This is a genomic window from Romboutsia sp., from assembly GCF_056995035.1.
The window spans coordinates 13,565-37,813 of record NZ_JBXKIW010000005.1 but is presented as its reverse complement, the minus strand read 5'-3'; the positions used below and the strand labels follow the sequence as shown (position 1 = coordinate 37,813).

Genomic DNA, 24,249 nt, shown 5'->3' with positions numbered 1-24,249 from the left:
TAATATCATCTAATAATGCAATACCAAACTTAAACCCAAGCTCACTATCATCCTCTAAATAATCCAAAGTCTTGTGAGCAATATATGAAATACTATCATCATACTCAACATCCTCTTCTAGTAGTTTACTAACACCATTTTCAAAAATATTAAGAGCTGATGAAATATCCTTACCATCATTTAAATCATATGAAAAATCTATAACAAGCTTCTTCAAAACATTTCTACTATAAGTATCCCTCAAAATCTCAATATGACTATCAATATCATAACTTTGACTACCAGCACAAATCTCACTCTTAAATTATTAAATTAAAATTATAATAGTAATTTAATAATATATAAATATCCAATATTGCAAAAAAATGTATATAATTATATACTATTACATGTATGCAGGACAAAACAAGACAAAATAAGACAAAATAAGACAAAATAAAAAGGAGAATACATGAAAATGTTAAATAAAAAAAGAATAGTATGTGCAATGTTATGTTGCCTACTATTTACATCAATGACTATTCAATCAAATGCAGCTGTAACATCAAACTCTGTAAAAAGTGTTATGAGCGGATGGAGTGTTGCATCAAATAAACCAACTAATGTAAAAATGGATTCAAGAAAGACATTTGGTTTCGATAATTCAAAACATTCTAAGCCCTTTTATGGCTGTGGTTTTAACAAGGAGTTTATATCACAAACTTCAACTGGAGGAAGCTTATCAAGTGAAATATCTGCTGATATGAAGCTTAAAGCTACGAAAGGACCAGGTGAAATCAGTGGTGGATTAGCAGCTAAAGTTCAAGCTACTGCTAATTATAACTTTGCTCGAACTGAGGCAGAAAGAGTTATCTTAGATTTCAAAAAAAATCCCGTACCTCCCAAAAAGAAGTTAATAGTATCTACATATACAACTGCTAAACAAGTTACAGGATATGCTAAAAAATATACAGTATGGATTCCTACTAAATCAGGACATTTTACAGTTACAACTCCTGAGTGTATAATGTTCACATATGATTTAATATAATATATGTTCCTGCATATATTTTTAAAATTAGAAAATGTTTAAGGAGACATATTATGATTAAAAGATTAATCTATATAACTATACTGATATTAGCTATGAGTTTTATAAATGGATGCGAAAAAATAAAATCTAATTCAAACAAAGATTGTTTTGTATCCTATCCAAGCAACTATTCTTTTGTATCTGACCCTAAGGGAGGTAATGTTCAAATTGAAACCCCAATTTTTACAAGTAATAAAGATTCTGTATTTAAAAATAAGGACAATATACTAGAGGCAAACTTGATGTTCAATAATACAGAGGTTCCAGCTAATATACTTAAAATTGAATTTGAAGAGGAGCCAACAAAATATGAAAATATAGGAAATGTATATAGTGGAATACTAACATTTTCTATACCTAGTAATCTTAAAGGTGAATCATTAAATACACACTTAAAATTAATAAGTAATAACGAAGATGTATCTTTATTAGTAGGAGATTTAAGTTTCAATATTTCAAATGAAAAAAACGAAACTTCAGATATTGAATATGCTTTATTAAATGGTATTTATGGATTTGATGAAAATAGTTCACCATATCTTTCAGGAGTGTTAATTGATTTATCTGTTACTTCTAAAATAAATATAAATGAAATAACCCTAGGAATGGATAGTTATGGATTTAATAAAGATGGGGTTAAAGTTTTTAGTGGTGATGAAAGAACTAAAATAATTGAAGCTCATAAAACAGCAACATTGGATAAAATAATAAATAATATTTATAATAAAAATGTTAATGAAAATAGCTCATATAAAATAAATCAAATTTCTTTAGAAAAGGGAGAATATGCTATTTATTTACCTGTAACATTAAAAAATGAAAATGCATTCAACTCTTTTAATATTGCATGTAATATTTCATACGAACAAAATAATGTTAATAAAAATAAAATAATATATCCATTATTAACAGGTAAAAAAGTAAATTTCTCACAAGAAGATATAGATAGTGTGATCAAATTATCAACATCTAATGAGGAGCAATAAGGATGAGAAAATTAGTTACGTATTTAGTATTAGTACTGAATTTAATATTTTGTATAGTTGGAATTTATTACTTAAATAAAGATGGTTATGGTTCTATTGAAACTGATAGTGATATCGTATCAATATCAGAGGATATGAATAGTAATTTTAATGTTGCAAATTCGATTACCTCTGTTCAGATAGGTAATGTATCTGAAGTATTTACTGCAAAAGCTAAAGTTTCTAGTAGTGAAGATGAAATATATACTTTTACTACTTTATTGGCAAATAAAGGTCAAACAGGTTGGCAAAAAAGTATAGGTGACAAAGTATCTAAAGGGGAAGTTATATTTGTTAACAATAAATACTCTTTCAAAAGTCCTATTAGAGGAAAAATTATAGATATTGTACAAAATGAAGGTTATTCTACTATAACATTTATAGATTATTCAAAATTATATTTAAAAGCGAGTATAAATTCAAAAAATGCTCAGGATGTAAAATATAAATCTAGTGCAACTTTTGAAGTCAATGAAAATAATATGAATGCAAAAGTTTTCTATACTAGTGGAATAGTTTCAGAAGAAGATGATATGGAAGCTTTCTTAAATTATAAAGATGAAAATATGTTATTGATGCCTGGGATGCAAGTCAATCTTTCTTTTACTGCTAAAGAGAAAAATGATGTTTTATATTTACCATTGGAATATGTATATGTTAAAAATAATGATTATTATGTATATAGAGAAAATCAAGACGCAGAAGGTTCATATGATAAAATAAATGTAGATATAGGATTAGTTGGTAGCGAAGTAGTAGAAATTAAATCGGGCTTAAATGAAAATGATATAATATATCAGATTTATATAGATGAAAAAAACTTGCTATCAAATAAAATAGGTGAATTAACAAATGAACAATAATACTTACATTATAGAGATTGATAATATAAAAAAGTCTTATGACAACAAAAGAATGATACTAGATGGATTATCTTTAAATATAAAAAAAGGTGAATTTGTTTCAATACAAGGAGAATCAGGTGCAGGAAAAAGTACACTATTAAACATAATTGGCTTTTTAGATGATTTTGATTCTGGGTCATATAAACTTCTAGAGAAAGATGTTCGATCTATAAAAAAATGTAAATTAGAAAAAATTCGTAGTAAATATATATCATTTATTTTTCAAATGTACTGTTTAATACCTACCTTAAGTGTAAGGGATAATTTAGCAGTGCCCTATTTATATAGAGAAAACTCTTCTAATAAAGAAATGAAAAATAGAATTGAAGAACTTGCTAAAGAACTTAATATTTTTGATATTTTAGATAAGAAGGCTGAAATTCTATCGGGAGGAGAGAAACAAAGGGTCGCTATAGCAAGATCTTTAATAATGAATCCTAAAGTATTGATTTGTGATGAGCCCACAGGAAGCTTAGATGAATACAATACTAAGATAGTAATGGATATTTTTTATAAATACAAGGAGAAAGGTAATTCCATAATAATGGTAACTCATAATCCATATATTACTAAATATGCAGATACTAGATATATACTTAAAAAAGGCGGAATTTTAATAAATGCGTAGATTATTTATGTTATGTGTTCACTCACTAAAAATTGTCATTTCAAATAGGAAAAGATTGTCATTGAGTATTAGTGGTATTACTATTGGAATTGTTATATTTATTCTTGGTTTAGTAGGTATTGAATCAGCTACTTATTCATTATATAAACAATATATTAATTTTGATAAAAATACAATTATTACCAGCGGAGAAATTAATAAATATATTTCAAATAATCTAAGTAAAAACTTGGGTAAATATAAAGGGTCTGTTTATTCAACACCAATATCTGCCTCATTATTTGAAGGAACTGAAGAGAGTAATATAAAGATTAATGCAAGTATTTATGGGGTTACACCTTCTGTATGTGATGTGCCTATAATAGATATAAATGATGGTGGGAATGTTTATAATACAAAAATAATAGAAGGTAGAGATTTAACTCAAGAAGATATAAAAAATAAGAAAAAAGTACTGTTAATAAGTGAATTTACAAGCAAATTAGTTTTTGGAAATAAAAAAGCTATAGGAAAAGAAATGCCTATTTCTATCTCTAAAGATGGATCAATTGAAAATGAGTTATTTACAATAGTTGGAGTTTATAAAGATACAGACTCAGAAATCCAGCAAAGACAACAAGTTTTAGAAGCTTATAAAGTTAAAGAAGAAAATATGATTATTCCTATTAGCAGTTTATTAATAGCTCCTATATCAACTATAAACGAAATAGATCCAGCAACATCAGAAAATTATAGCAGTATAATTTACAAATTTAATAAAGATAATTTTAAAAAAAACAATTCAAAAATAGAAAATTTCTACGAGCAAGTAGACTCAAATATTAGTGTTTACTCATATTATAAACATATGGAAGATGTTAAAGCTGTAAATGTAAATATTGAAACTATGTTAACAATAATTATGATAATAATTATAATTATATCTGGTCTTAATGTAATGAATACAATGTTTTTCTCTATAAAAGAGAGAATTCCTGAAATCGGAATAAAAAAATCTATGGGTGCTTCACAAGAAGATATTATTATACAGTTTGTCGTAGAATCTATAGTAATAAGCATTGCAAGTGTATTTTTAGCTACATTTATATCAATTACGTTAGCTTTAGGTTTAGATTATTTTTATAAATATATATTAAATAAGGAAATTATTATAGTATTTAAATACAGAGTGATTATATCTGCATTCTTATATGCAATAGCACAAGCAGTTATATTTAGTTTAATTCCAGCTATTAAAGCCTCTAAATATAATGTTGTAGATGCACTGCATCACGATTAGTAAATAGGCTATATAAGTTTTAGAAAAAGTGAAGAGTGAAAATATTAATTTATATAAATTCTTGTATAATATTTTTAATGATAGCATAAAGGTAAGAAACCTCGTAGTTATGGATAATCTTACCTTTATTTGTATTATTTTTTATATTGCATACACTTAAAATAAGTGGTATTTAATTAAAAAGAAATATTTTCAGACTCTTTTTTTAATAGACAATATATTTCGAATTTTTATTATATATAATTAATCTATTGCGCTAGTTAAATTTAATTTTCCACACTCTTCTCTTTTGACTAACTTACTCCATAACAATCCTATTAAGCTGATTAACACACATCCCATACTCCTTAGCCAACTGACTAGCATTAACCCCATTATATCTCTTAACAATTTCCCTGTTCCTACCATTTCTAACCACACTACTATAAGTAGGAATATACAAATTACTACCACCATACATCCTAGAAATCTCTAAAAACTTCTCCTCTCCCACAATCTCAAACAAATTCTCCAACTTATAACCAATATCATCTCTTTGTAATTTCATAAATATCCCCCCTAATATACAATCTCCTCAAAGTGAAGCCTTGGACCATTATACCAATAATGCCTATAATTAGTTTCTCCATCTCTGCACTTAGCAACAATCAAATCCAATAACTTAACACCCTCATTTTTCATCTGCATAACCCTATACTTCTCAAGATTAGCAGCATCTATTGCCTTCTCAAAATCATTACCAACAGGCTCATGAATATAAACAACATTATTACTATCATGAAAAATCGCCTTACTATCTCTCATAGGTCTCTCACCCCAAGGCCTAAAATCCTTCATCTCATCATTTAACTGACTAAGCTGAATAACCGGAATACCAAAATCCAAAGTAATATTCTTAAGCTCCCTAGATAAACTAGCAACCTCCCTTTCCCTACTTTGTAACCTCTCCTCAATACTCAATAACTGAACATAATCCACAATCACTAAATCAGGCTTAACCTTTCTAATTCTCTTTTTAATACCACCAACAGTACTAACCTGATCATTAATATGAATCAAATTTTCCCTAGTAACATTATTAATATAATCAATAATAGGCTTCCAATCATCATCACCAAGATTTTTATACTTCATCTTATTACTACTAACACCAGTCTTTTTAGTAATGTTTCTCATGAAAACTTGAATATTACTCATCTCTCTACTAATAAACAAAACCTTCTTACCCTGAGCTGCACAATTTAACATAATCTGAAGAGCCAGAGCAGTCTTACCCACACCACTTCTAGCAGCAATAGTAGTAAGTTCACCCTTATACAAACCACCAATAATATCATCTAATAATGCAATACCAAACTTAAACCCAAGCTCACTATCATCCTCTAAATAATCCAAAGTCTTGTGAGCAATATATGAAATACTATCATCATACTCAACATCCTCTTCTAGAAGCTTACTAACACCATTTTCAAAAATATTAAGAGCTGAAGAAATATCCTTACCATCATTTAAATCATATGAAAAATCTATAACAAGCTTCTTTAAAACATTCCTACTGTAAGTATCTCTCAAAATCTCAATATGACTATCAATAGCATAACTTTGACTACCAGCACAAATCTCACTCAAATACCTAATATATACATCTCTACTCTCCATGCCAACCTTACTTACAATAGAAGCAACATCAACAGCCATCTTACATTTATGTAAACTCTTCATAACACTAAAAATCATCTTATTATCATTGCAAGTAAACATTTCCTCATGTAACTCATCAATCTTATAAACTAAAGTTGGCTCAACAATAATACTCCCCAAAATAGATTGTTCAACCTCCAGTGCACTTAAACTTTGCATAACCCCAATCCCCCAATAGCCTAAAAATTAAAATCAATCTTGTAAGGCTTAACATCTTCTAAATTTTCATCAATACTTACACACTTTTCATTTAAATAACTCTCAAACTTATTGCTAAATAAAGTCTCTGGCCTTAAAAACTTCTCCATATCACCATCCATCCATTGACCACACTTAACATCAATCACCCTGTAAAAGTCTTCCTCAACAAATCCCTCATTGAGCCTAGCACCTATACAATCCCTAGTTTTTTTAGTAGTGCTCTTAAAATTCTTCTTGGACTTTTCATTCAAATAAAAAACCACACGAGAATATATATTATCTTTATTTAATTCTTTATTTAATTCTTTATTTAAATACTTTATATTAGATGTCTCACGAACCGACTCATTACAAGTCCCATCATCTGGCACTTCACAATCACTAAAATCATTGAAATTGCTAACCTTTAATGGCCCATCTACCGTCTCACACACTGTCTCAATTAATGGTTCACTTTTAGACATAGATTTACTTTTTCGCTCGGTTACATACTCATAAATAGAACTACAATTACCCACACTAGACTTTTTAATAGCATCAACAATACCAAGACTTTCAAACTCATTAATAAGCCTATTAATAGTAGACCTTGATAACTTTAAATCACTAGCAGCAGTTCTTGCAGTAATCTTAAACTGACCATCTGGTAAATCCCACTTCATCCTATGAAGATTTGCCTTTCTCATTATATAATGATTAAAAACAATCTTATGTATCTCATTATTACAATCAAATCCCATCACACTCTTGTTCGTTTTGTAAAATCTAAAAGACATTTTGTTCGCTCCCCTTTTTCAGTAAATTTCTTTCATCACACTCTTTATAACATATATTGTAGTACTATTCTCTTTATTTAGCAATAATTTTAATTTTTTTATCCAACTTACGTTCTTTTGGAAATGTTTTTCTAAGGAACATACATTTCCTAAAAAGTAAATTTAATTTACGTTTTGGTAATTTTAATTTACTCTAAGGTAATTTTTATTTCTTTTTTAGTAATTTTTCTTTTAGTAATTTTTCAATGCTAAAATATACTAAATGGTTATATTTTTACAAGAAAAAAGTGTCTCCTATGATTATAAAAATCATTTTGAGACACTCTTTTCTATTAATTTCATCAATGTATTTTTCCTCAACATTGACTTCAACCTCACCTAATTCATCCATTATCATTTCATTTAATTTTATTTCTTATTTAATTTTATTGGCGCTTTTACCGTTACTATACATTTCGCTATCTTTGTTCCTACTTGTGCTGTTATTGTAGTACTTCCTACCCCTACTGCTGTTACTTTTCCATTTGATACTGTTGCCACTTTTACATTAGATGTACTCCATTTTACATTCTTGCTATCTGTTGTATCTATTGGGTTATATATAACTGATAGATTTTCTGCGCTTCCTTTATTTATTGTAGTTGATGCCTTATTTAACTTTATCTCTTTTAATGGAGCTTTTACAGTTACTATACATTTAGCTATCTTGTCTTCTACTTGTGCCGTTATGGTAGTTGTCCCTGATCCTACTGCTGTTACTTTTCCATTTGCCACTGTCGCCACTTTTGCATTTGACGTACTCCATCTTACATTCTTGCTAGCTGTTGTATATGTGGGATTATATGTAACTGATAAATTTTCTGTGTTTCCTTTATTTATCGTAGTTGATGTTTTATTTAATATTATTCCTTTTACTGGATAATACACATAAGAACTTTTAGCCATTAAATAAGTTGAATTGAATGAATTTGTACTGTATTCTGCACTTCTTACATGATTATCAAAGTCTGCTGTACTTTTCAAGAAGTATTTATAGCTTATATTATTATTTGAAATGTTTTGATCCCATGTATTGTCAATATTGTACCACAATCCTCCAATACGTACGATATTCCACGCATGATCATCACTAGCAATGAAACGTACTCCTATACCTAATTCTTTTAACATTTTATATGTTAAAGACGCAAACCCCTGACATACAACATTTTTTTCAATAATTGCATTGTATGCCGAATAATTAGATAAACTATAATCATATTTTATATTTTTAACTATGTAATCATGAACTGCTTTAATTTTTGTATATTCATTTGCATTATACACATTTAATTTATCTAATACCTTTTTTACTTCAGCATTAACTTTTAGTTCTTGCTCATAGGTAGATAAGTATTTCATTGTATAAGTTAATATAACACCTTCAGAATTTCTATATCCTTGGCAGCTACAGCCTCCAAAATGAACTTTCAAATAATCTCCTTCACTTGAACTATATCCATTCCTATCTTCAATAGCTAGATTAAAAATATCTTTATAAATTTCATTATAATATTTTGTATTTACCATAAAAGTAATCACATCAGATCTTTTAACCATTTGTTGACGCATATAGTTACTTGCGTCTTTAATTGTTGCAAAACGTTTTACATCATTAAGTGTGGTAAAATTTCTTTTATTTGCAAGTAAATGACTGCTATTACTAGAAATAGATGATTCTGTATATATATCCTCGTACATTGGATTTATATATGTTTCATTAATTTCGTGAACAGATGTATCTACAGCAGAATTATATCCTCGTCTAGTATTTGAGTTAGATTGTGTCGTAGCAGAAAGATCCGCATAAACTTTGTTTACATTCATTGGCAAAGCATTAATTACTAATAACAATGAAAGTATTATACTTAATAATTGTTTTAAACTAAATTTTTTCATTAATATCCCCCTTGTATAATGTAGTTGTAACATTTTTTAGTATTATTTAGTAAATTCATATAAATTATATCATAATTATTTTCAAATTATACCATTTCTAAAATTACATATTAAAAAACTACTATAATATGAATCCATAGTATATATTCCCATATCTTAGTCCATATTGTATAATATATATGGATTATAATGGAATGGAGATATTTATGATTACACTAATGCGTTTTAACATCTTTCTTATATTTATACTAATCTTTGCTTATCTACTAAGCAACCTATACATATTTATAAAAAAAGATAACATCTTATTATTTAACAACTACCTAAACATGGGATTCTGCCTATCAATATTATTTATAATATCACTAACAATGTTTCCAATATCAACAAACTTAGATATTAAACATGAATTTAACCTAATACCCTTTAAAATAATAACAATATTTTTAAAAAATGGAAACATAATAGATATATGTGCAAATGTACTAGGAAACACTCTATTATTCATACCTCTTGGATTCTTCGGCTATATAAAGTTCAACGGTAACTTTAACAAAACACTAAAACTTTGTATATACTCTACTATCTTTGTAGAATGTGTACAAATACTACTTCCTATGAGACTAACAGACATAGACGACTTAATACTTAATACTCTAGGAGGGTTTATAGGAATATTAATAGCTGATAAGCTTACTTATAAAATAGCCCATGCAAAAAAGTCATAGAATAAGTCTATGACTTTTTTAATATCTTAAACACTATTTACTATCCTCACCATAAATAAACTCATGCCAAGCCTTTAAGTTCTATTCTCTATCCCACTCTAAAACCCAGCTTTTTTCATTGCTAATACAAGGACCTGATAAATATCAACCTTCTATGCAAAAAATCTCCGTTACTTATGACACGGTTCTCCGTACCTTACTCTACAGAGCTTGTTTTTTATTAATTAGTTCTTTGTATCAAAAATAGTAGCTTAAATCACTAAGTTACTATTTATATCTACTTTCATTATTACTATGCTCTATTATTACTTCTTTGCCATCACTCCAAATTACATCTATATTTAATAATTCTATTGATGATTTTAAAGTGTTTATTACTTTTTTATGTTTTTTATCATTTGGTAATGCTATTCCTATTCTAGCATTATTATGTTTCTGTTTTATTTGCATAGCCTTTAAAATAGCCATTGCAATATGGTTTTTCACTTGACTACTATTAAAAGGCTTTCCTTTTCTACTTGTGTCTTTTGATGTAGTTCCACCTTTTGCTTCTATAAATAATTCTATATCATTTTTAACTGCGTATATGTCAATTCCTTCTTGTGATATATTGCACTTTCGTTTTATCTCAAACCCTATTTTTTCTAACTTAGATGACACACTATCTATTACTTCGCTTTCTGTAATCATTAAGCTTTCGATTTTCATTATATCCCCCAAAAATTAACTATTAATACTTATTTACTTGTATTTCTATGTTACCTATTTTGAAAATTTTATAGTTTCTAGTATTTTAGGTAAATCGTCATTTACCATCTTCATCATCTCTGATAATAATTCTTCATTATTTACTATTTCTTGACTTGGCTCTGGTACTGTAAAACACTCTACATAAAATTCATCATTAATAATTACTGCATTTTCTCTTATATCTCTTTCTTGCTCTTCTACTAATCCATCTAACATGTCTGTATTAAATACTACTAAACTGAACATATACTGAGGACTTAATCCCTGTGGTGTATACAAGAAATCTAAAGTTTTAGAATAAGTATTTCCTAGGTTTATGTTAAACTGACTAAAATTTTCTCTTGATATAGCATATTTTCCTTTCCAACTTTGAGGAAGCTTTATACTGAAATTAAACTCTGTATCTTCTATAATTATTTCTGATTTGTTATCTACAATATTCAAACTATCTTGGTTGAACTTATTACTATCTTGAAATCCTTCTTCTTTATTCTCTATATTAAATTCACTATTATCATCTGTAGAATTATCTTCTTGATTAGGTATTTTATTCTCTTGATTATTAGGTAATTCATATCCAGTTAGTTCATACTCTACTAACTGGATATCATCACTATTAACATCATCTACAAATATACTTAATACTTCTCCTAACTCTGGTGCAAGATATGTTTTTATATATGTATCAAATCCTTCTGTTTTTGTAGTTATTTCTATACAGTCTTCAAATACTCCCCCCTCAGTTTCTATGGTTTTATTAACTGCTGTTACGTACTCTATTCTTCCTTCATATTCTCTTATTGTTTCTTTGTTAAGTATTATTTCTTGTGTTTTTATATTAGAATTAAGTACAGCATTAACACTATTAAATAGTATAATTTTATCTTCTTGAATTTCACATGAGTTTATTTTAGATAACTCCCCGTCTAGCAAAGGACTATAGTCTACTAAGTTTACTTTACTTTCATCAGTGTTATTTTTATAAGGTATAGTTTCTTCTTTACCGAAACTTTCTACTCCAGTATCACCTACCGTTTTATAAAATTTTGTCGTCCCAACCTGATATGGGAAATACCTTGATATGTCTATATTTTTTAATGTATATTTACTTACTGTTCTAATATAATCGTAATTTGTCATTTTATAAACTATTGCTATTAGGATTAATATAACTACTCCTAGAATAACATTTCGTTTATTTTTAAATTTACATAAGCTTTCTTTAGCGTAATTAGGCTGTTTATTACTCTTGTCCTTGAAATCGATATCTTTATTTAATTCTTTTTCTTTATTAATTTTTTCACCACAGTGCTGACAATATACAGAACTATCATCAACTATACTTTTACAATTCCAACAATGCATACTCTCCCTCCAAATCATTAACACTTTTCTACTTTAAATATGCCCTTGTTTTATTAAATAAAGCTATATTCAAATAGATGTGTTCTGGTTACCAATCTGAATATAGCTTTTATACTTACATTATATTTATATATGATTAATAAATCAACTTAACTTAAGCCTAAATTTATTTCTATTCATTTTTGTATTTTAATTAGGCTTATTAAACTTCAATGCTACTAAACCACTATTTATTATCCTCACCATAAATAAACTCATGCCAAGCCTTTAAGTTCTCTTCTCTATCCCACTCTAAAACCCAGCCTTTTTCCTTACTTATAATATGACCATTTCTATACTCCTCTAATGGGAACTGCAACTGATCTATTTTCTTATCATTAATATTAAGCACGCTGTATCCTAAATTCAACATCTCCATAGGACTTATATTAGTCTTAGTATTATCTAAAATTATATCAGCAGCTTTCTTGTACTCCTCTGGACCTTTTTTTAGAAACTCTTTATAAACACTCTGTGCAACTTCTCTATGTCTATTATCCCTAGCAAAAGCATCATCAGTGTATCTTATCCTACTAAAAGCAAGAGCTTGATACCCATTTAATTTTTGAACACCAGCTTTTGTTATATATTCCTTATCTACTTCATCTTTTTTATTATGATAATACTCATAACAAGCATCTATATACTTATTAACCTCATCAACATCTTTTTCTTCAACATTAACTTCAACCCCACCTAATTCATCCATAATATCCATAAATGAAACAAAGTTAACAGCTATATACTTATCTATATCAAGATCAAAATTAACCTTAAAAACTTCCTTTAAAAGATCTATACCTTCATACGCATAAGCATGAGTCAACTTTTCCGTACTATATCCCGGTATATCAACATAAGTATCTCTAGCTATAGAACTTATCTTAATATCTTTTTTATTACTATCTATAGTAACTAGCATAATAGAATCTGACCTATTACCTTTTTCTACATTCTCACCATCAGTACCAACAAGTAATATATTAGTTATACCATCAACCATAGATGCCTTTGAATCCTCCGCACTTTTTACAGCTTCCTCTTTAACATATATAGAGTTTAATTTAGAATATACAAAACCAATACTTGCTAAACCAATTATAACTATAACACTTATTAGTGTTATTGCTATCTTATTAAATTTTTTCATATTTCCCCCTAGTACTAAAGTAATAATTTTTTATATAATATATAATTTATTTATCTTTAATAACTCAAATATTTCTTATAAAACTCTCCATAATACTTACTTTTTGAAATATTCTTCCAGTCAAGACTTATAACATTTCCGTACGCACCCTTATTCAAAACACCCTCAGCTTGTTTCCTTAAACTCAAATTATCATAAGGATATATCAATACCAAATAGTCTGAATTATTTTGTATATGTAGCATATTTCTATATAACTGATAGTTTTTAATGAAATCCTCAGGAAGTCCATCCTTAAAATATTTACTATCCTCTGCCATTTTAGAATATACAGTATCTATTTTCTCCATATGACTTTTATCATTCTTAGCACTTGCAAACTCAGATTCAGTATACTTTATCTCAAAAAATATCCTCTCTCCACTTTCCAATTTAACATAAAAATCAAAATTAGTGCTATCTATTGGACTCAACTTTTCAAATTTACAACATTCAATAACTACATCTTCTAAACCATCTATTATTCCCTCTATAAATTCACCAAGTAAACCATCTCTAATTAAAGGTTCAAAATAATTAATACACATAACCTGAGAAGAATTAAGATGTGCAAATCCTGTATGTAAAGATATTTTTTTATCCTTAACATAACTTTTAGGTTCTATAAACATAAAATTTTCATACTTTTCATCCTCATGTAAAATATGTTTATACTCTTTGTCTCTCCATCTACCACTTTTTGAAGTTCCAATCTCTTTTTCTTTATAACTAATCAAACAATCCAATACCCTACCTTTAAACTCTTTATATCTCATACCAACACCTATATTATACTTTCTATATTTTTTTTAAAAATCATATTCATCATAATTATACAATAAATTTTTAGATAAGCTTATCGAATTTAGTGTATAAAATAACTAGACTATACTCATTTTTAATTTAATTATATATTATTCATTTTCAATATCTATCCTATGAGCCTTAATCTTAGGAATAGTCACCCAAGAACCAATAGCAGACTTATAGCTAATCAAATCATCAGACTCCCCATATATAGTAACAATATCTTTCTCTAATATTCTACTCTCAGACTCAGAAGATCTATCATACATTACAAACACAGTATCCTCATAAATATACTCACCCTTAGTCACATTAACCCTCATCTGTAACTCCTTACCCTTCTCCATAACCTGAACAACCTCACCAGTATACTTCACCTTACTACCAACATATTCCTTCGGATTTCTAGCAATCTCATCATACCCAATACTTGCATAGTCCTCTTCTACAAACTCTTTACTTACAGACGCAACCTTACCATCAGAATACTCTACATCATTACCCATAAATGAACCAATGATAGCTAAAATAAACATAATACCAAAAGCATATATAGGTATCTTGATAACCTTCTTAATAAAACCAAAAATTCCACTACTATTATTTCTACTTCTTCCATTTTGTTCTCTAAAATACTCCTGCGCCTTCTTTGTATTATCCCTTCTTTCACAAGCATATTTCTTAACCTTACCCTTATTTTCTTCCTTCAACTGCCTAACTAAATTAGCATCCTCAACATCTTGATTAAGCCTTCTTTCCTTATCACTAACTATATCCTTAATATTTTGTTCTCTAAGCTTCATATGCTTTTTCTTTATCTCTTTCATATACATCCTCTCCTTTAATACGCAACAAAATAGCCAAAGAGTTAACCTTTAGCTATTTTAATTTATTATCTATTCAACAGCTAATGCAACTTCATCCATCACATCAACTTCTTTTTCTACAACCTTATCAGCCTCAATCTTACTCTTTATAAAATCCATTAAATCATCTCTAAGCTCAGGTCTTTTAAGAGCAAAATCTATTGTCGCTTCTAAAAATCCTAACTTATCACCAACATCATATCTTCTACCCTCAAAATTATATGCATATATAGCTTCCTGGTGTGCAAGAGTCTTTAAAGCATCAGTTAACTGAATCTCTCCACCCTTACCAGGTTCTTGATTTTCTAAAATATCAAAAATAGCAGGAGTTATAATATATCTACCAAGTATAGCAATATTAGAAGGAGCTTTATCAACATCTGGCTTTTCAACCATATCCTTTACCTTATATACTCTATTTTCTATATGCTTAACATCTAAAATACCATATTTACAAGTATCTTCGTCAGCAACTTCTTGAACACCTAAAATAGATGTTCCATATTCATCATAAGCATTTATTAACTGCTTTAAACATGGAGTATCAGAATCAACAATATCATCACCAAGAAGCACTGCAAATGGATCGTTACCTATAAAACTCTTAGCACAATGTATAGCATGACCAAGTCCCTTTGGTTCCTTTTGTCTAATATAATGAATATTTACCATATTAGAAATATCTTGAACCATCTTAAGCATCTCAACCTTACCCTTTTGCTCAAGCTCTAACTCTAGCTCTACAGAACGGTCAAAATGATCTTCTATTGATTTCTTGCTTCTTCCTGTTACTATTAATATTTCTTCAATACCACTAGCGATAGCTTCTTCTATTATATATTGCAAAGTTGGTTTATCAACTATAGGTAACATTTCCTTTGGCTGAGATTTAGTAGCAGGTAAAAATCTAGTACCAAGACCTGCAGCCGGTATAATCGCTTTTTTAACAGTCTTTCTCATGACATCCTCCCAAGAATACCCCCCAAGAAATTAATCATTCCTTAAGGTTATTTGTTCTATATTTCAACGTTTATAATCTAAAATTTCAACATACCCCCTGTGTCGTAAAACACGACAGGGTCATATTACTTAAATCCCATAGTATTTTTACTATGCCAATTCCAAGCAGCTTCAATAATCTTTTCTAAACAATCAAACTGTGGCTTCCATCCAAGAACACTTCTTGCCTTTTCACTTGAAGCAATAAGCACAGCAGGATCACCACTTCTTCTTGGCTCAATAACTTCATATATATCAAAATTTGTAATCTTTCTACCCACATATATTATTCAGTGATTCTTTACAATCTTTGCTCTTTTTTAACTTTGATTTAATTATCTCTATTATTATATTAACTTCTTCTACTTTTAATACTACTACTAATGCTCCATAAACTATTGCACCTATACCAATAGATCCAAATACTGATATAGCTTCCATTATAAATCCTGTACCTAGTACACTTACCAAAATATCATATGCAAAGTATGTAACTATCCCCATAGCAACTGCCGATATAATTGACTTAAAAGTAGTTTTTAATATCTTATCTTGTCCAAAATATCCAATCTTTTTCTTAAGGCTACCAAACAACAAGAATATGCATATTATAGCTGATAGACTTGTCCCAAGTGCCAATCCTGCATGTTTTAAATGTCTTATGAATACTAAATTAAATACTATATTCATAACCATAGCAATTGCACCATTTATCATAGGCGTTTTAGTATCTTGCAAAGAATAAAATACCTTTCCTAATATATCTCTAAGTCCAAATGCTACCATACCTATAGAATACATAACTAGTGCTATAGCTGTCATACTAGTAGCTCTAGTGTCAAACTCTCCTCTTTGGAACAATATCTTTACTATAGGAGTAGCAAGCACCATAGCACCAACTGATATAGGTACGACTAAAAGTATTACACTATTAATACTTTGTACTACAGAACTTGTAAACTTTTCTTTATTATCTTCTGATGATAACTTAGACAACATAGGATATATAACAGCAGAAATCGATGCTATAAATAACCCCATTACAAATCCATTTAGTTTATTAGCATAATTAAGCGAAGATATGCTGCCCTCTACTAAAGTAGATGCTAATGTTCTGTCTATCATAGCATTTACTTGATTAACTCCAACACCTATAAGAACTGGCCCTATTAACCAAGCTGTCTTTTTTATATATTCATCTTTAATATTTATATACGGCTTATATTTATATCCTCTTTTTATTGCAAATGGAAGTTGAAATAAAAATTCACTAGCCAGTCCTATTGCAGTTCCCCATACCATTATATATGGTCCATATTTTACACTTAACAGCATAGAACTTATTATTATTATATTTCTAGGAACACTTATAAGTCCCGGTATCGTGAAATTATTTTTCACTTGAAGATATGCAGTCATTACAAAACTAAGTCCTGTAAATACAATGCTAACTATAAGTATTTTAGTAAAATTTACAGCTATTTCAAAAGTTTCTGCTTTAAATCCAAATGCAAATATTTTTACTAATGGTTCTACAAATATAAATCCTAGTGCTGCTAATAATAAACACATTCCTATTATTATGTTAAACATATTATTAGTAAACTTTAATGCTTTTTCTTCTCCTAAATTGCTATTTATATCACAGTACATAGGTATAAATGTTGTTCCTAATGCAGCTCCTATTGATGCAAATATAACTAATGGTATATTCATTGCAGTAATATATGCATCACTATATATAGATGCTCCATATGAGGATGCTAGTACTAACTCTCTTCCAAATCCAAGTATTTTGGCTATGATAGTAGCTATCATAAGTCCAATTGCTGATTTAGCTACTTTACTCATGCTTACCTCCCGACATATTTATATATATTGAAAATAAAAATATGTAGTGATATATAATATAGTTATATCACTACATGAAAAGTATTACCCTAATATATAAACTATTTTTTATTTTTATATAATTCTAAAGCCATCTCAAGTACATCCATGCTTCTATTTAAATCCTCATCTTTTACGTGTAGTTCTAATTCCAATAGGTGTAACTTTATTATATATATCATCTATAATTACAAAATAGTTGTAAATAAATCCATTAAATTTTCTATCTTTTGGATATAATATTTATTAAGCTCCAACATATAAAAACCTACTTTAGATTTTGGCTAAACCTTAGGTTGTTATATTTGTTGGAGTTTCATTTGTATAAAATTTGACTAGAACAACAAGTTAATACTAGTATTATAGTTTTCTTTACCGATATGTATAGGCTAAATTATATTGCTAATCATTCTGTCAAAATCTTTATGAAAGCAACTCAATATTTTTATATCCATGCCTAAATTCTCTCTGTATGCTTTTATTTATTTGATATTTAATTTTCCTAAGTTATTTTTTTTATAATCTACATATCCTTTAATCATATATCTTATTCTTCTAAGCTTATCTTCCTCTCCTAATATTACCTTTACCAAATCTATTACATTATATATTGTATAGTGTTTAGTGTAATTAGGATATCTATTCTTTACTATACATCGGTTTCTTATAATATAATATTTTCTAATATATTGATGGTTCATACATGTAAACTCTTTAATTAGTATTTTTACCTTTTTACTATTTCCCAATTTATGATTTAAAATTATATCTTCAAATTTATATATTTTATATCCAGCTTCACATGCTTTAAAGCATAAATCAAAATCTACTTCATCAATAAATAAATTATCGTCAAATCCATTTAGTAGTTTATAAGCCTCTAAATTCAATATATTTCCAGATGTTATAACCCTATCAACATATCCATATCTCTCATTATTTGATGTTTTTGGTGCAAATATAGCTATTGAACTATTTTTCATTTTCATTTCTTCAAATTTTTTTATATATAATTCAATCATCGATTTGTCAAAATTCGAGTCTTGATCCATAGTTAAGACCCACTTATATCCATAACCTATCGCTTTTCACAACCTATATTTAAAGCCCTAGCTATTCCTAAATTTTCCATATTGCTTATATACTCTATACTTTTTAACCCTTCTATCATATTAGAGTTATCTTTTTGTGAATTATCTACAACTATAAGTCTATCTACATATTTAATGTAGCTTTTTATATTTGATAGCTCTTTAATACTAGGATTATACCAGGTTACAATTCCGCATATTTCCATACTATACTTCACCTTACAAGATTTAATAATTATATGTCACTTATCCATCATACCTGTCTTTTCAGTGGTTTTTATAATCACTAATAATAGATACTTAAATAGAATTCAAAAATAATTTTTCATATTTATCTACTATAATATTCCATGTATAATTATTTTCTATTCTATTCTTTGCTTTAGTTCTTAATTCATTTATTTGTTTTTCATTTATTTTATCTACTTTACTGATTAAATCAGCTAAATCTCCATTATTTTTGTTAAAATATAGAGCTGCATCTTGTCCAACCTCTTTATTGAAAACAACATCAAGTAATAAATTTAAGTTAGTACTTGATAAAGCTTCTAGTAGAGATGGATTAGTGCCTCCAACCTCATGTCCATGTAAATATCCATATGAATTTTCTCTTATTTTTTTAAGTAATTCTTGATTATAAACAGTCCCCACAAATTTAATTCTTTTATCTCTGTCAAACTTAGTTTTTTCTAGTAATTCTTTATAAAATTTATTTTCTTCTACATTTGAAATTATAACTAAATCTTTCGAAGAATTTGACTTCATAAATTCGCGTATCATTAATTCATAATTATTTTCTGGAACGAATCTACCTACTATAAGATAATATTGGTTATTTTTTATATTATTTTTATTATACCAATCAACTAAATCTTTTGAATCATCTTTTAAATTTGATTGACTTACATCTGATCCATATGCTATAAAAGTAGTTTTCGGATTGTATTTTTTATAATCTTCCTTTATATATGACTCAATACCTTTAGAATCACATATCAATAAGTCTGCATACTTTACCATTAACTTCTCAGATATTTTCCAATAATTCCTTATAGCATAATTCCATTTACTTCTTTTCCATTCATGTCCATCAGGATTTACATATACCTTTACTCCCATTTGTTCTAACTTTTTTTTATAACTACGTACAAATGGTCCTATCCTACAAGCTAATATGTATACTATACTATTTCCTAAATTATGTTTTGTTATATATTCTGTGCATTTTTTAAGTGCTTTTATATCATACAATACAGCTTTTGCACTGCCTATATCAGATATCTCTACATTAAAACATCTCGCTCCATTATATTCAAATTCATTATTATTATCAGATAAACAAGAGACATGATACTTTATGTCATTACTTTTTTTATTTTCAGTCAACTTATCTACAAATGTTTCAAAACCTCCATATTTTGAAGGTATTCCCTTTGATCCAATAATAAATATATTTTTCATTTTTAAACATCCTCTCATTTTCTATAGCTTGCCTTATGATTATCTATAGCTGAATTGTATAATTTGATAAGTTCATTATAATATACTTGATCATTATATAATTGTATAGCATTCCCCCTAGCATAAGATTGCATATTTTTTATATTAATTTCACTAATCCTCATAGCTGCGTCTATTTTTTCAGCTAAGTCTTTATAATCTCCTGAATTAAATAAGTATCCATTTTTACCTACTTCTATTAATTCTTTTAAACCACCTTCTTTAGATGCTATAACTATCTTTTTATTAATAAATGCCTCTATAGCAGTCAATCCAAACACCTCATTACATTCAGATGGAACAACAACCAACCTACTATTTTTAATTACTTGATTTAAATTTTCACCTTCTAAAAATCCACAAATTTCTATATTATTTAGATTATTTAATTTTATAATATCTCTTAATGTATCTTCCATAGGTCCTCTGCCTACGATTTTATATTTTATGTCTTTATTTATATACTTCTTAGATTTTATAAAAGTTTCTATTCCCTTTTCTTCACTTAATCTTCCAAAATATAAGATATACTCCCCTATATTATTTTCTATATCTTCATCTTTGACATTTGTAAAGTTTGGAATATACTTAATTTTTTCTTTATTTATTCCAAATTGTATTAAAGCTTTCTTCATGAATTCACTCGGACTTATTATATAGTCTATATAGTCATATGATCTAAGTAATTTATGCAAATATGCTTCTATTGTTAATAATAAACTAAATATATGAGAATTTTTATGACACTTATTCACAAAACAATTTATGAATTTTCCATTTCTACATTTTTTACATATCTTACCTTTATCCCACATTTTATAATTAGGACATATAATTTTATAGTCATGCGCTGTAAAAATAATAGGTATGTTATGCTTATTTAATACTCTGAATATAGATGGAGTTAAATGATGGTATATTAAATTCACATGACATACATCTGGTCTTTCTTTGAGTATAAGCTTTTCTAGATTTTTCTCGGCTTCAGTAGAATATACTAATTTAATAGCATTCTTAAACTTATTTTTGTCAAAATCTACATTTTCTATAAAATATTCTTGATACTCATTGTATATATTCTTAGGATCTTTCATAGAAAAAAACATAATCTCGTGTCCATTTTTTTCTAAAAGCTGTTTAAGACCAAATGTATAAGTTTCTGTACCACCTTTTTTATATAAATATTTATTTATTAATAATATCTTCAATTTTATTACCTCTTATCTCTAACTTATTTTCATTTTTAAATAACATATTTGTGAATATTCCACTTATAAATAAAAATTCTACTGAATAGTAATTAGCAAAACTTGATTCAGATGTACTAGTTATTAATAGATATATAATTGGTGAAATTGCACCTATATAATATAATCTATTATTTTTTTTATATTTATTTATATCTTTTAAAATATACACTATAATACTCACATATATTATAAATCCTATCAATCCAAACTGTCCTAGTATCATTGGCCAAAAAGTATCTGCTACCGCTCCATAATCTTTAGGATTTATTCCCTGAGTATCTCCCATATTATATTTATAATATACTGGTGAATATATTTCTCCTGAAACATATGATCCATACGTTCCAAATCCACTACCTATCGGAAAATGGTCTTTAGCTATTTCAAATGAATATCTATAAAGCTTACTTCTTGGATATTCTTCATTTTCTATAATTTGCTCTTTTAATCTGCTCGATCCTATTAAACTTAGTAAAATTATCATAATAATAATATGACTTTTCTTTATATTTTTCTTTTTTATATTTAATATATATATAAGTAAATAAAATACAGCTATAAATCCTATTGCTTTTCCTCTCATAGTAAAGATTGTAACTATTGTCAACATAACCATATATATATACTCACTTCTTTTATTCGTTGAAATCCCATAAATTATCAAATTCATTAATATGCATGCATTGGCTAAATATGTTGGATGTGAAAAAAACAATTGTTGACTATATATACCGCATCTATAATCATAATAAGGAAATATAGGTAATCTTATATTGATAATACTTAAGATAAATATAATTATAGTCATCAATTTAAGTTGCTTCATAAATGATTTCTTATATTTTGCTAAGTTCAAATTTCCCATACAATTTCTAACAGCCATATACATAATTAACGATTTAAATACAATTATGATATCCTTAGCTGCATATTTAATAAGCTGGTATTCATATATTAAATTTCCTATCAAACCTACAAAAACAAGAACAACTGAAGATATTAAGATATAAAAAGAATTTTTACTAATATTTTTATATTTTATAATGTATATAATTAAAATACCTAAACTCATATAAGTAATTGCTTCATCTACTACTCCATACAATCTTATATTCTTTTTTATAGGATCTTGAAATAATAGCAAATAGAATATTATCAAAAATATATAATAATCTGTCTTTCTATTCACCTCTTTATTTAAAATATTAATCTCTCCTAACTTTTATTTATTTTATCGATTAATGGCGCATATAATTTATTCATAAATTTAATTCCAAATTTACATACTCGTATTTTTAAGTCGTTATACATTAGATATTTATTTAAAAAATATTCAAATGATTGATCTTTTAAGTGTGTGTTTTCTTGTTTCCTACTTATTATATGCTTATGTAATATAACAGAATTATTTACACAAACTAGCTTTTTATTTATTTGTCTCATTTTTATTGATATAACATCCTCTTCATAATACATAAACATGTTCTCATCCATAAATCCTACTTTTTTCATATCTGATAATCTTATCATAAAAAAACATCCTATTGATGTATATATCTTAATATAGTTGTCCTGTGTATTTATCTTACTTTTTGTATATCTTAGAATCTTTGTAGGTATATATAATAGTGGATAAAATATATTATATATACATAAACTGTAAAAATTTATTTCATAAAAAATTTCTTGATGTAAGCCATTTGGATCTATTACCCTCGGAAAAGCTATTGCTATATCTTCATTTTTTTCAAGAGTAAGATATAAATTTTCTACTGATTTTTCATCTATAATTCTAGTATCTGGATTAGCTATTATACAATATTTACAATTCATAAAATCAGCTATTTTTAATCCTATATTATTAGAATATGAAAATCCAAAATTATCTTCCATTTGTATATAGATAATTTCCTTTTCTTCTAATTTATTCATATAATAATTATCTACCTTATCGTCTAAGCCGTACTTATCTTTCAAAACAAATGACTCTATATCATAGCCGTTAAGAAACTTTTTCAATTTTTCTTTTTCCATAGTATTAGAGTTATTATCAATTACAATAAACTTAAATACTATATTTTTATAGGTGCTATATTTCATTGCACTTTCTATGTTTTCCTTAACATGTTTAAAACTATTATAGTTTAATATAATTATAGGTATTATCTCTTTCAATACACTACCTCTTTCTTTTATCTCTATTTAATTTTAGGTTGCTACACATTAACAAGCTGATAATATATTATAAGG

24 protein-coding genes and 1 pseudogene are annotated in these 24,249 nt (G+C 27.2%); 6 read left to right on the top strand and 19 right to left on the bottom strand.

What is annotated here, in order from left to right:
- A pseudogene (locus AC11VW_RS00570) lies at positions 1–217 on the bottom strand (hypothetical protein); the annotation flags it as partial.
- A 240-nt stretch (positions 218–457) separates the two neighbouring features.
- Here AC11VW_RS00570 and AC11VW_RS00565 point away from each other — a divergent pair.
- The 5 genes from AC11VW_RS00565 (at position 458) to AC11VW_RS00545 (ending at position 4,909) form a co-directional block, all read left to right on the top strand.
- The gene (locus AC11VW_RS00565; protein ID WP_484299447.1) at positions 458–1,030 is read left to right on the top strand and encodes a hypothetical protein; all 573 of its coding nucleotides are present in this window, start codon (positions 458–460) and stop codon (positions 1,028–1,030) included.
- Positions 1,031–1,083: 53 nt separating this feature from the next.
- Positions 1,084–2,058, top strand: coding sequence for a hypothetical protein (locus tag AC11VW_RS00560; RefSeq protein WP_484299446.1), 975 nt, complete (start codon positions 1,084–1,086; stop codon positions 2,056–2,058).
- 2 nt (positions 2,059–2,060) lie between these two features.
- Positions 2,061–2,960, top strand: coding sequence for an efflux RND transporter periplasmic adaptor subunit (locus tag AC11VW_RS00555; protein WP_484299445.1), 900 nt, complete (start codon positions 2,061–2,063; stop codon positions 2,958–2,960).
- Positions 2,950–3,630 carry an ABC transporter ATP-binding protein gene (locus tag AC11VW_RS00550; protein WP_484299444.1) on the top strand — a complete coding sequence of 227 codons (681 nt, stop codon included), beginning with the start codon at positions 2,950–2,952 and terminating at the stop codon, positions 3,628–3,630. Before AC11VW_RS00555 ends, AC11VW_RS00550 begins: the two co-directional genes overlap by 11 nt.
- A gap of 61 nt (positions 3,631–3,691) precedes the next feature.
- Entirely contained in the window at positions 3,692–4,909 is a 1,218-nt protein-coding gene (locus tag AC11VW_RS00545; protein ID WP_484299443.1) for an ABC transporter permease, read from the top strand.
- A gap of 298 nt (positions 4,910–5,207) precedes the next feature.
- On the opposite strand, the gene AC11VW_RS00540 is transcribed toward AC11VW_RS00545, so the two are convergent.
- The 4 genes from AC11VW_RS00540 to AC11VW_RS00525 all read right to left on the bottom strand — a co-directional run bounded on the left by AC11VW_RS00540 (position 5,208) and on the right by AC11VW_RS00525 (position 9,525).
- Positions 5,208–5,456 (bottom strand): Mor transcription activator family protein, encoded by a 249-nt coding sequence (locus AC11VW_RS00540; RefSeq protein ID WP_484299442.1) that lies wholly within the window; start codon positions 5,454–5,456, stop codon positions 5,208–5,210.
- 11 nt (positions 5,457–5,467) lie between these two features.
- Complete coding sequence (locus AC11VW_RS00535) at positions 5,468–6,769, bottom strand: replicative DNA helicase (protein ID WP_484299441.1); 1,302 nt, start codon at positions 6,767–6,769, stop codon at positions 5,468–5,470.
- Positions 6,770–6,789: 20 nt separating this feature from the next.
- Entirely contained in the window at positions 6,790–7,587 is a 798-nt protein-coding gene (locus AC11VW_RS00530) for a conserved phage C-terminal domain-containing protein (RefSeq protein WP_484299440.1), read from the bottom strand.
- A gap of 408 nt (positions 7,588–7,995) precedes the next feature.
- Complete coding sequence (locus AC11VW_RS00525) at positions 7,996–9,525, bottom strand: Ig-like domain-containing protein (RefSeq protein ID WP_484299439.1); 1,530 nt, start codon at positions 9,523–9,525, stop codon at positions 7,996–7,998.
- Positions 9,526–9,731: 206 nt separating this feature from the next.
- Between AC11VW_RS00525 and AC11VW_RS00520 the strand changes: the two genes are divergently transcribed.
- A complete protein-coding gene (locus AC11VW_RS00520) occupies positions 9,732–10,253 on the top strand; it encodes a VanZ family protein (protein ID WP_484299438.1) in 522 nt (173 codons plus the stop codon).
- Between the two features lie 267 nt (positions 10,254–10,520).
- Here the strand turns inward: AC11VW_RS00520 and AC11VW_RS00515 are convergent, their stop codons facing one another.
- From AC11VW_RS00515 to AC11VW_RS00450, 14 genes are all read right to left on the bottom strand, one after another.
- Positions 10,521–10,961 (bottom strand): hypothetical protein, encoded by a 441-nt coding sequence (locus AC11VW_RS00515; RefSeq protein ID WP_484299437.1) that lies wholly within the window; start codon positions 10,959–10,961, stop codon positions 10,521–10,523.
- Between the two features lie 54 nt (positions 10,962–11,015).
- On the bottom strand, positions 11,016–12,368 hold the full coding sequence (locus tag AC11VW_RS00510) for a zinc ribbon domain-containing protein (RefSeq protein WP_484299436.1): 1,353 nt from the start codon (positions 12,366–12,368) through the stop codon (positions 11,016–11,018).
- A 226-nt stretch (positions 12,369–12,594) separates the two neighbouring features.
- Positions 12,595–13,557 (bottom strand): LCP family protein, encoded by a 963-nt coding sequence (locus AC11VW_RS00505; RefSeq protein WP_484299435.1) that lies wholly within the window; start codon positions 13,555–13,557, stop codon positions 12,595–12,597.
- A 56-nt stretch (positions 13,558–13,613) separates the two neighbouring features.
- Positions 13,614–14,372 carry a PGN_0703 family putative restriction endonuclease gene (locus AC11VW_RS00500; RefSeq protein ID WP_484299434.1) on the bottom strand — a complete coding sequence of 253 codons (759 nt, stop codon included), beginning with the start codon at positions 14,370–14,372 and terminating at the stop codon, positions 13,614–13,616.
- A gap of 138 nt (positions 14,373–14,510) precedes the next feature.
- Positions 14,511–15,230, bottom strand: coding sequence for a hypothetical protein (locus AC11VW_RS00495; RefSeq protein ID WP_484299433.1), 720 nt, complete (start codon positions 15,228–15,230; stop codon positions 14,511–14,513).
- 69 nt (positions 15,231–15,299) lie between these two features.
- Positions 15,300–16,229 (bottom strand): UTP--glucose-1-phosphate uridylyltransferase GalU, encoded by a 930-nt coding sequence (galU, locus tag AC11VW_RS00490; RefSeq protein WP_484299432.1) that lies wholly within the window; start codon positions 16,227–16,229, stop codon positions 15,300–15,302.
- Between the two features lie 125 nt (positions 16,230–16,354).
- Positions 16,355–16,549, bottom strand: coding sequence for a hypothetical protein (locus tag AC11VW_RS00485; RefSeq protein ID WP_484299431.1), 195 nt, complete (start codon positions 16,547–16,549; stop codon positions 16,355–16,357).
- Complete coding sequence (gene murJ / locus AC11VW_RS00480; protein ID WP_484299430.1) at positions 16,542–18,119, bottom strand: murein biosynthesis integral membrane protein MurJ; 1,578 nt, start codon at positions 18,117–18,119, stop codon at positions 16,542–16,544. Before murJ ends, AC11VW_RS00485 begins: the two co-directional genes overlap by 8 nt.
- A gap of 521 nt (positions 18,120–18,640) precedes the next feature.
- Positions 18,641–19,210 (bottom strand): glycosyltransferase family protein, encoded by a 570-nt coding sequence (locus tag AC11VW_RS00475; protein ID WP_484299429.1) that lies wholly within the window; start codon positions 19,208–19,210, stop codon positions 18,641–18,643.
- 26 nt (positions 19,211–19,236) lie between these two features.
- The gene (locus tag AC11VW_RS00470) at positions 19,237–19,455 is read right to left on the bottom strand and encodes a hypothetical protein (RefSeq protein ID WP_484299428.1); all 219 of its coding nucleotides are present in this window, start codon (positions 19,453–19,455) and stop codon (positions 19,237–19,239) included.
- Positions 19,456–19,549: 94 nt separating this feature from the next.
- Positions 19,550–20,710, bottom strand: coding sequence for a beta 1-4 rhamnosyltransferase Cps2T (gene cps2T / locus AC11VW_RS00465; RefSeq protein WP_484299427.1), 1,161 nt, complete (start codon positions 20,708–20,710; stop codon positions 19,550–19,552).
- A gap of 14 nt (positions 20,711–20,724) precedes the next feature.
- Complete coding sequence (locus tag AC11VW_RS00460) at positions 20,725–21,957, bottom strand: glycosyltransferase family 4 protein (RefSeq protein ID WP_484299426.1); 1,233 nt, start codon at positions 21,955–21,957, stop codon at positions 20,725–20,727.
- On the bottom strand, positions 21,935–23,104 hold the full coding sequence (locus tag AC11VW_RS00455) for a hypothetical protein (protein ID WP_484299425.1): 1,170 nt from the start codon (positions 23,102–23,104) through the stop codon (positions 21,935–21,937). Before AC11VW_RS00455 ends, AC11VW_RS00460 begins: the two co-directional genes overlap by 23 nt.
- A gap of 110 nt (positions 23,105–23,214) precedes the next feature.
- A complete protein-coding gene (locus AC11VW_RS00450) occupies positions 23,215–24,174 on the bottom strand; it encodes a glycosyltransferase (RefSeq protein WP_484299424.1) in 960 nt (319 codons plus the stop codon).
- Positions 24,175–24,249: the final 75 nt, after the last annotated feature.